Annotated in this window: 8 protein-coding genes; 7 read left to right on the forward strand and 1 reads right to left on the reverse strand. The window is 67.8% G+C overall.

Annotation, left to right across the window (positions count from 1 at the left end):
• Together GXB81_RS29210 and GXB81_RS29215 are read left to right on the forward strand one after the other, a co-directional pair.
• On the forward strand, positions 1-1201 hold a 1201-nt coding region (locus GXB81_RS29210), incomplete at its 5' end, for a PLP-dependent aminotransferase family protein (RefSeq protein ID WP_205991032.1).
• Between the two features lie 94 nt (positions 1202-1295).
• Complete coding sequence (locus tag GXB81_RS29215) at positions 1296-1649, forward strand: helix-turn-helix domain-containing protein (RefSeq protein ID WP_167043321.1); 354 nt, start codon at positions 1296-1298, stop codon at positions 1647-1649.
• A 117-nt stretch (positions 1650-1766) separates the two neighbouring features.
• Here GXB81_RS29215 and GXB81_RS29220 read toward each other — a convergent pair whose 3' ends face one another.
• Positions 1767-2516, reverse strand: a complete 750-nt coding sequence (locus GXB81_RS29220) for an SDR family oxidoreductase (RefSeq protein ID WP_205991033.1) — start codon at positions 2514-2516, stop codon at positions 1767-1769.
• A 574-nt stretch (positions 2517-3090) separates the two neighbouring features.
• Here GXB81_RS29220 and GXB81_RS29225 point away from each other — a divergent pair.
• The 5 genes from GXB81_RS29225 to GXB81_RS29245 all read left to right on the forward strand — a co-directional run bounded on the left by GXB81_RS29225 (position 3091) and on the right by GXB81_RS29245 (position 9068).
• Positions 3091-3819: an SH3 domain-containing protein gene (locus tag GXB81_RS29225; RefSeq protein WP_205991034.1), complete on the forward strand. Its 729-nt coding sequence runs from the start codon at positions 3091-3093 to the stop codon at positions 3817-3819.
• Between the two features lie 175 nt (positions 3820-3994).
• On the forward strand, positions 3995-6319 hold the full coding sequence (locus GXB81_RS29230; protein WP_167283210.1) for an EAL domain-containing protein: 2325 nt from the start codon (positions 3995-3997) through the stop codon (positions 6317-6319).
• A 229-nt stretch (positions 6320-6548) separates the two neighbouring features.
• Entirely contained in the window at positions 6549-6737 is a 189-nt protein-coding gene (locus GXB81_RS29235; protein ID WP_167043313.1) for a hypothetical protein, read from the forward strand.
• Between the two features lie 187 nt (positions 6738-6924).
• On the forward strand, positions 6925-8322 hold the full coding sequence (locus GXB81_RS29240; RefSeq protein ID WP_205991035.1) for an FAD-containing oxidoreductase: 1398 nt from the start codon (positions 6925-6927) through the stop codon (positions 8320-8322).
• 170 nt (positions 8323-8492) lie between these two features.
• On the forward strand, positions 8493-9068 hold the full coding sequence (locus GXB81_RS29245; protein ID WP_167043309.1) for a TMEM175 family protein: 576 nt from the start codon (positions 8493-8495) through the stop codon (positions 9066-9068).
• Positions 9069-9231: the final 163 nt, after the last annotated feature.

Raw genomic sequence — 9231 nt, forward strand, 5'->3', positions numbered from 1 at the left:
CGCGGCGCGCGCGGGCCGCAAGTCCGCGGCGCCCGCGCCGGTGCCCGCAACGGTGGACGTGAGCCGCCTCGTGCTGTCGACGCTGCGCAGCATCCGCGCGCACGACGCCGTGCCGTTCGGCTCGCCGTATCCGGACCCGTCGCTGTTTCCGTGGCGGCGCATCAACCAGTACGCGAACGCGATCGCGCGCCGTCACGCGAGCTGGAACCTGATCGACGATCTGCCGCCGGGCAATCCCGAGCTGATCCGGCAAATCGCGCGGCGCTACGCGGAAAACGGCCTGCCGGTCGATCCGGGCGAGATCGTCATCACGCTCGGCGCGACCGAGGCGATCAACCTGAGCCTGCAGGCGGTTGCCAAACCGGGCGACACGGTCGCGGTCGAATCGCCGACCTACTACGCGATGCTGCATGCGATCGAGCGCCTCGGCATGCGCGCGCTCGAAATCGCCACGCATCCGCTCGACGGCATCGACCTCGACGCGCTTGCCAAGGCGATCGGGCGGCAGAAGATCGCCGCCTGCATGGTGATGCCGAACTTCCAGAATCCGCTCGGCTTTTGCATGTCCGACGAGCGCAAGCGGCAACTGGTCGAACTGCTGGCTGCGCACGAGATTCCCGCGATCGAGAACGACGTCTACCAGGAACTGTATTTCGGAGACACGCGGCCTTCCACGCTGAAGACTTTCGACACGAAAGGGCTCGTGCTGCACTGCGCGTCGTTTTCGAAGAGCCTGACCGCGTCGTACCGGATCGGCTGGGCGCTGCCGGGGCGTTATCGCGCGCAGGTCGAGAAGCTCAAGTTCCTGAACACGCTGACGACGCCGTCGGTGCCGCAGGTCGCGGTCGCCGATTATCTGCGTCACGACGGCTACGACCGGCATCTGCGGCACGTGCGCAAGGTGTACCGGCAGCAGGCGCGCATCATGACGGCGCTCGTGCTGCGCTTCTTTCCGGCTGGCACGCGCGTGTCGGCGCCGCAGGGCGGCTACGTGCTGTGGGTCGAACTGCCGGGCTGGATCGATTCGATGCGGCTCTATCAGGCCGCGCTCGCGCGCGGCATCACGGTGGGGCCGGGGATGATGTTTTCGACGCGCAACGATTTTCGCCACTTCATCCGGCTCAACTACAGCTACCCGTGGACCGCGCAGGCCGAGGCGGCGTTGAAGACGCTGGGGGAACTGGTGGCGGGGATGAGCTGAGCGCGTGCGGCAGGATCGCGAGCGTGGCGAACGACCGGCCCGCGAATCGGGCGACCTAGGAACGACTTACGAACGACCCACGAAGGAGACACGCATGGATGATGACGATATCGACCCGCAGCTCGCCGCGATACTCGCGCAGCTATGGCGCGCGCACCGGGAAACGCCGGGGCGCGCGTGGTCGCTCGCGAAGCTGTCGAAGCAGGCCGACGTGCCGATGAGCAGTTTGCGGCGCCACCTGACCGCGCTGTCGGGTGGCGGTCTCGTCGATACCGCGTTCAACGAGGACGGCACGGGCACAGCGTGTCTGAGCGAGTCGGGCGAGGGCTTGTGCGCGCAGTTGTTCGGCGACGCAGAGGGTGAGGGCGGCGATGCCGACAGCAGGGATGCGGACGACGGCGGTGCCGCCGCCGAGGACGACGCGCCGCGGCCGCCGAGCCTGCATTGATATGTTTCACGGTTTGGTGCGACCCAGTGTGACCTGGTACGACGCAGTGCGATCCAGTACGACCTGGTATGACCTGATGCGACCCGGCGCGTCCCCGCGCGCCGGATCAAAGCCCACTCAAAGCTGACTCATCCCGCCATCGACAATGATCTCGCTGCCGACGATGAACGCCGACTCCGGCGCGGCCAGATGCAGCACGGTCGCGGCGATTTCCTCGGGCGTGCCGAAGCGGCCGAGCGGCACCTGGCCGACGATCTGCGCGGCGGTGGCCTCGAGCGCGGCCGCGTCGAGGCCGAGCTTGCCGTAGAGCGGCGTGCGCACCGGCCCAGGGCTCACCACGTTCACACGTACGCCGCGCGGCAGCAACTCCGCCGATAGCGTCTTCGCGAGCGAAATCAGCGCGGCCTTGCTCGCCGCATACACGGACGAGCCCGGCATGCCGATATGCGCGTTGATCGAACCGTTGATGACGATCGACGCACCCCGGTTCAGCAGCGGCAGCAGCGCCTGGATCTGGAAGTACGCGCCCTTGACGTTGGTGTCGAAGCTCGCGTCCCACAGCGCTTCGTCGACGTCCGCGAACGGCGCGAATTTCGCGCTGCCCGCGTTGATGAAGACGGCGTCGAGCCGCACGCCTTGCGCGTCGACTGCGGCGGCCAGTTCGCGCGCCGCCGCGAGCGAGCCCGCGTCGTTGCGGATCGCGATCGCCCGTTCGCCGAGCGCGTTTTTGGCGGTGTCGAGCGCGGCGGCGTCGCGGCCGGTGATGACGACGCGAGCGCCTTCGCGGGCGAACGCTTGCGCGGCCGCGAAGCCGATGCCGCTGCTGCCGCCGGTGACGAGAATCGAGGTGTTCTGGAAGCGGGTCATTTCATTTCTCCGAAACAGTGTGAGGGGTTGGTAGGAGTGATAATGCGCGTCGCGGACGCGCTTGCCGTACCACTTCCTCGATGCACTCGTTCGAAGATATCGAACATGTTGTGGGGCGCGGGCCGGGTGCGGTTGGGAGGGCGATTCGGAAGGCGATTCGGATGCGATTCGGGGTACAGGCCGGGAGCGGTTCCGGAACGATCCGGGAGCAGGTCGGGCGAAATCGAGGGGCCGCTGCAGGGCCACTTCAGGGTTGATTCAGGCCCATTTCAGGTCCGCTTCCATGCCGTGATAGCCATTTGCCGCCGCCGTCGTCGGAAAACGCCTGGCGACGGGTGACTTGCCTGGGTGCTTTCCAGTACAGTTGGCCCACGGTGCCGTCGAGCGTCGATTGCGCGGCGGCCTCGCGGATCGATGCGCCGCGTGCCGCCTCGCGAGGCGTGCGGGCGAAGCGTTGCCGTCGGGACCGGGCGCCGCGCCATTGTCATACGACGGGTGCAACGTCTATATATAAGTAGGGGCATATAGGGCGGCTGGCGGGAAGCGGCCGTCCAGACTGGGGGAAGGAACAGGAATGACACAACGATTCGTTCTGGGCCTGTCGGTGGCGGCGGGCCTGCTGGCGTTGCCGGTCGTGGCGAGCGCGCAGTCGCAGGCCTACACGACGAGCCGGGTCAACGTGCACGCCGGCCCTGCGGCCGATTATCCGATCGTCACGCAATTGCCGGCCGGCGTTCCGCTTACGGTCATGGGCTGTCTCGGCAACTTCCACTGGTGCGATGTCGCCGCGCCGAATCTGCGCGGCTGGGTCTTTGCAGCGCGGCTCAGTGTGCCGTATCAGGGCGGCAATGTGCCGTTGGTGAACTACGGCACCGTGATCGGCCTGCCGATTGTGGGCTTTGCGATCGCCGATTACTGGGGCAACTATTACCGCGGCCGGCCCTGGTACAGCCAGCAGTCGCGCTGGGCTCACCATCCGCCGCCGACAGTGCGGCGGCCGCCGTGGCATGCTGGACCGGGCGGCCCGCCACCGGGCAATGCAGGCGGACGACCACCCGGCGGCTCACCACCGGGTAATGCAGGCGGACGACCACCAGGCGGCCCGCCACCAGGCAACGTGGGCGGACGACCACCCGGCGGTCCGCCACCGGGTAACGCAGGCAGCCGTCCACCCGGCGGCCCACAGGGCGGCGGCGGTGGCCGACCTTCGGGTGGCGGCGGTCCACAAGGCCCCCAAGGCGGGGGCGGCAACCGCCCACCCGGCGGGCAGCAAGGCGGTGGCGGCGGAGGCGGCAACAACTGAACCGGCCCGCGCACCGCGGCGAAGGCACCGGGCACGCCGGATAGGCGAGGCTTCCGGCATTCCCCGCCCGGCCTCGCGCATAGGCGACGCATTGCAGATATTTCGCACCGGTCTCTCGTAAACCCTGGTGCGCGGCGGACACTTATTTGCCGATGTTGGGTTGGGGGGCGCAACCATGATTTGCGAAGCGACATCACGTGGCACGACGGCAGCCTCTCCAGAGGGCTCCCGCTACCGGGCCGAGCGAGCCGAGGAACTGCTCGCCTCGGAGCGCAGCGTATTGCGGCTCATCACGTGCAACACGCCGTTGCCGGAACTGCTCGACGAGGTATGCCGCCGCGCCGAGGCGCTGCTCGGCGAAGGCGCGTCCTGCTCGATCCTGCTGCTCGACGCCGACGGCGTGCACATGCGCGTCGGCGGCGCACCGTCGCTGCCGCCCGCGTACAGCGCGGCGGTCAACGGCATCGCGATCGGCCCGCGGGTCGGTTCGTGCGGCACCGCGATGTACGGCCGGCGTCTCGTCGTCGTCGACGACATCGAAACCGACCCGCTCTGGGAAGGCTTCCGCCATCTCGCCCGGCCGTACGGTCTGCGCGCGTGCTGGTCCGTGCCGTTCGAAAACGACGCCGGTGTCGTGCTCGGCGCGTTCGCGGTCTATTACCGCACGAGGCGGCGTCCCACTCCCGAAGAAGAGGCGATGCTGCACGATATCGGCGGCAGCGTCGGCCTCGCGGTCCATCAGGACGCGATGGCGCAGCGTCTCGCGCGCAGCGAGGAGCGGCACCGGCTCGTCGTCGATCATCTGAGCGAGGGCATCGTCGTGCAGTCGCGCGCGGGCATCGTGCTCGCCTGCAATCCGAGCGCGCAGCGCATGCTGCGCGCGACGCCGCAGATCGTCGGCTGCCGCATCGATACCGTGATGACGCGCTCGTTCAACGAGGACGGCTCGCTCATCCACGAAACGCAGCGGCCGGTTACGCAGGTTTTCGCGACCGGCAAGCCGCTGCTCGGCGTGACGATCGGCGTCGAGCTGATCGGCGGCGAGGTCGTGTGGATCACCGAGAACGTCGTGCCGATCATGCGGCCCGGCGAGAGCGAGCCGGATTCGGTGCTGATCTCGTTCACCGACATCGGCCCGGTGCGCGAGGCGCAGCGCCAGCTCAAGTTTCTCGCCACGCGCGACTCGCTCACGGGCCTCTACAACCGCGCCTATCTGACCGAGCGGATGCGCGACCTGTTCGAACCGCAGGGCCACGGCAACGGCGGCGACGGCACGTTCGAGCCCGCGGGCGTCGCGGTGCTGTTCGTCGATCTCGACAGCTTCAAGAAGGTCAACGACACCGCCGGCCACGAAGCTGGCGACGCGCTGCTGTGCAGCGTTGCCGAGCGGCTGTCGGCCTGCGTTGGACGCGGCGACACGCTCGCGCGCGTCGGCGGCGACGAATTCGTGATCGTCGTCAGCGCGTATGGCGACACGAGCGAGCTGATCGCCCTCGCGCACCGGATTCTCGACATGATCGCGGTGCCGTTCGCGGTGGCCGGCAACGAGTACTACCTCGGCGCATCGATCGGCATCAGTCTCTTTCCCGAGGACGGCCAGGACGTCGCGACGCTGATGCGCAACGCCGACTCGGCGATGTATCACGCGAAGCAGCGCGGCCGCAACAACTTCCAGTTCTTTACCGCCGAGCTGAACCGGCATCTGCAGCGGCGCTTCACGATCGAGCAGTCGCTGCGCCGCGCGCTCGCCGCCGACGAGCTGAGCCTCGTGTACCAGCCGATCGTCGATAGCCAGGACGGCCGCACGATCGGCGCCGAGGCGCTTTTGCGCTGGTACAACGGCGAGCTCGGCAACGTGTCGCCGGGCGAATTCATTCCGGTCGCGGAGGACGCGGGGCTGATCGGCGAGATCGGCGACTGGGTGCTCCAGCGGGCCTGCGAGCAGGTCGCGCAATGGCGGCGCACGCTCGCGCCGCATCTGATCGTCGCGGTGAACCTGTCGCCGCGGCAATTCAACGACGGCCTGCTCGAGCGCATCGAGCGCTGTCTCGCGCAGTCGGGGCTCGAGCCCACCGCGCTCGAACTCGAGATCACCGAGCGGCTGCTGATGAGCGACAGCGACACCGTGCTGCCGATGCTGAGCGCACTGAGCACGATGGGCGTGCGCATTTCGGTCGACGATTTCGGTACCGGCTATTCGTCGCTGTCCTATCTGAAGCGCTTTCCGCTGCATAACCTGAAGATCGACCGCTCGTTCGTCGCGGGGCTGCCCGACCATCGCGACTCGATCGCGATCACGCAGGCCGTCGTGGCGATGGCGCACTCGCTCGGCATGAACGTGACGGCGGAAGGCGTCGAGACCGCCGAGCAGGCGGCGTTTCTGCGCGCGATCGATTGCGACAAGCAGCAGGGCTATCTGTATAGCCGGCCGGTCGGCGCGAGCGCATACGCGCGCGGCCTGGGCGATGCGCAGACGAGCGGCATGGCGAAGGCGTACTGAGGTGTCCTGACGCGGCCTTCAACGTCCTGACGTGCCGCGGGCGCTTCTGCCGCCGGGCCCGGCACATGGGCCGCGGATGCTTCGGCTTTGCCGTGCGCGATTGTTCTGATTGACGAACAAGTGACTTCGTGTTGCCGGTATTTATCGACGGCGGCGCGCTCCCTAGAATGCTTCCATCGAAACGTAATCAGGCGTGGTGCCGAAGCGGCGCCGCGCGATGGGGGTCGTCATGTCGGAGTTGATCAGAAACCAGCTTTACCGGCCATCGGTCGTGCTGCCGATGGTCGCGCTCATGCAGGTGATGGTGTCGCAGGACTTCAATCTCGGCCAGGTGGGCTGGGTGTTCGCGGCACGCGGAGCACAGGCCGCGCTGCAACGTTCGCGCGCGCTGCTTTGCGCGGTACATTGCCACGCATGACGGGCGCGGCTCGAATAGGCTTCGAGCCTGCGCGGTAGTTCATGCAGCAGTCCATGCAGTGTTCATGTAGTCATCCCGATTAATCCTCGCGGTGGGCGGATGGTGGTCCGCAAGGCAGTGCTCGCCGGGCGGCATGGTTCAAGGCGTAAGATGCTACGGACCTGCACCCAGCCCCGGGAGATTTGCCATGCCACAGCATTTCGACGCAGTCGTGATCGGTACGGGACAGGGCGGTGCGCCGTTGGCCGTGCGCCTTGCCCGAAGCGGCCGCCGAACCGCCGTCATCGAACGCGCGGAATTTGGCGGAACCTGCGTGAACGTCGGCTGCACGCCGACTAAATCGTATGTGGCGAGCGCCCGCGCGGCGCACGTCGCGCGCCACGCGGGCGAACTTGGCGTGCAGGTGAGCTCGATCAGCGTCGATCTCGCGGCGGTCAAGGCGCGCAAGGACCGGATCATCGGCGAGTCGCGCGGCGGCGTCGAAAAATGGCTGCGCGGCACCGAGAACATGACCGTATTCAACGGTCATGCGCGCTTCACCGGCGCGAACACGCTGACCGTCACCGGCCTCGACGGCCAGCTGCTCGCGGAACTGGGCGCCGACGAAATCTTCATCAACACCGGCACGCGCGCGGTCGTGCCGCCGCTCGACGGCATCCAGCGGATCCCGTACTACACGAACTCCACGCTGCTCGAACTGAGCGAATTGCCGGATCATCTCGTGATCGTCGGCGGCAGCTATATCGCGCTCGAATTCGCCCAGGTGTTTCGCCGCTTCGGCAGCCGCGTGAGCGTGCTCGTGCGCGGCGAGCGCGTGCTCAATCGCGAGGACGCGGATTGCTCGGAGTCGGTGCGCAAGGTGCTCGAGCGCGACGGCGTCGAGTTTCATTTCGGCGTGCAGCCGACGCGGGTCGAGCCGCATCCGCATCGCGCGAACGAGGTGTGCATCGGCTTCGAGCAGAACGTGCCGGCGCTCGAAGCCTCGCACCTGCTGTTCGCGACCGGCCGCAAGCCGAATACCGACGACCTCGGCCTCGACGCCGCCGGCATCGAGACGGACCGGCACGGCATGATCGCCGTCGACGGCCAACTGCGCACGAACGTGCCGGGCGTCTGGGCGATCGGCGACGTCAATGGGCGCGGCGCTTTCACGCATACCTCCTACGACGACTATCAGATCGTCGCGGCCAATCTGCTCGACGGCGGCTCGCGCAGCGCCGACACGCGGATCATGGCGTACGCGGTGTTCGTCGATCCGCCGCTCGCGCGCGTCGGCCTGTCGGAAGAGGACGTGCGTCGCAGCGGTCGGCAGGCGCTGATCGCGACGCTGCCGATGTCGCGCGTGGGCCGCGCGCGCGAGCGCGGTGAAACCGACGGCTTCATGAAAGTGCTCGCCGACGCGCACAGCCGGCAGATTCTCGGCGCGGCGATTCACGGCATCGAAGGCGACGAGGCGATCCACACGTTCATCGACGTCATGACGGCGGGCGCACCGTATCCCACGCTGCAATTCGCGATGCACGTGCATCCGACGATCAGCGAACTCGTGCCGACCCTGCTCGACGGTCTCAAGCCGATGCCGTGAGCGCGCCCGCGAGCGCCGCGGACGGAATTGCCCACGACCGGCGCGGCAGCCCATCTCGCGCGCATCGACAAAGCCTTGCCGCGTCGCCGATAATCGGCAACGGCGCGGCTCGTCCGTCAGGCGCGGGCGGGCTGTGCGCTCAACCGCATTCATCTCCGGGGACTCGCAGCATGGGCAAGGGACGCGTCGAAGCCTTCAGCGATGGCGTAATCGCCATCATCATCACGATCATGGTGCTCGAACTGAAGGTGCCCGAAGGCCACGATCTCGCGGCGCTGCGCCCGGTCATTCCCGTGTTCTGCGCCTACGTGCTGAGCTTCATCTACGTCGGCATCTACTGGAGCAATCACCATCACATGCTGCATGCGGTGCAGAAGGTCAACGGCAAGGTGCTGTGGGCCAACCTGCATCTGCTGTTCTGGCTGTCGCTGCTGCCGGCCGTCACGCACTGGCTCGGCGAAAGCCATCTGGCCGCGTGGCCGAGCGCGCTGTACGGCGTCGTGCTGTTCATGTCCGCGATCGCCTATTTCTTCCTGACCCGCACGCTGATCCACGAGCACGGCCGCGACTCGACGCTCGCGAGAGCGCTCGGCGGGGACTTCAAGGGCAAGGTCTCGGTGGTTCTCTATCTGCTCGGCATCGGGCTCGCGTTCGTCGAGCCGTGGGCGTCGGCCACGCTTTATGCGCTCGTCGCCGCGTGGTGGCTCGTGCCGGACCGGCGTATCGAGCATCTGCTGGAGGGCTGAGCATGCTGCTCGCGCTGAAGCTCGTGCTGGTGCCGGCGTTTCTTGCCGCGCTGACGGCCGCCGCGCGGGCGTGGGGGCCGTCGGTCGCGGGATGGCTCGCCGGGCTGCCGGTCGTCGCCGGACCGATCGTGCTGCTGCTCGCGCTCGAACGCGGGCCGGGGTT

The sequence above is a fragment of the Paraburkholderia sp. Ac-20336 genome (genome assembly GCF_017105025.1).
In the GTDB taxonomy this organism is placed as follows: Bacteria; Pseudomonadota; Gammaproteobacteria; order Burkholderiales; family Burkholderiaceae; genus Paraburkholderia.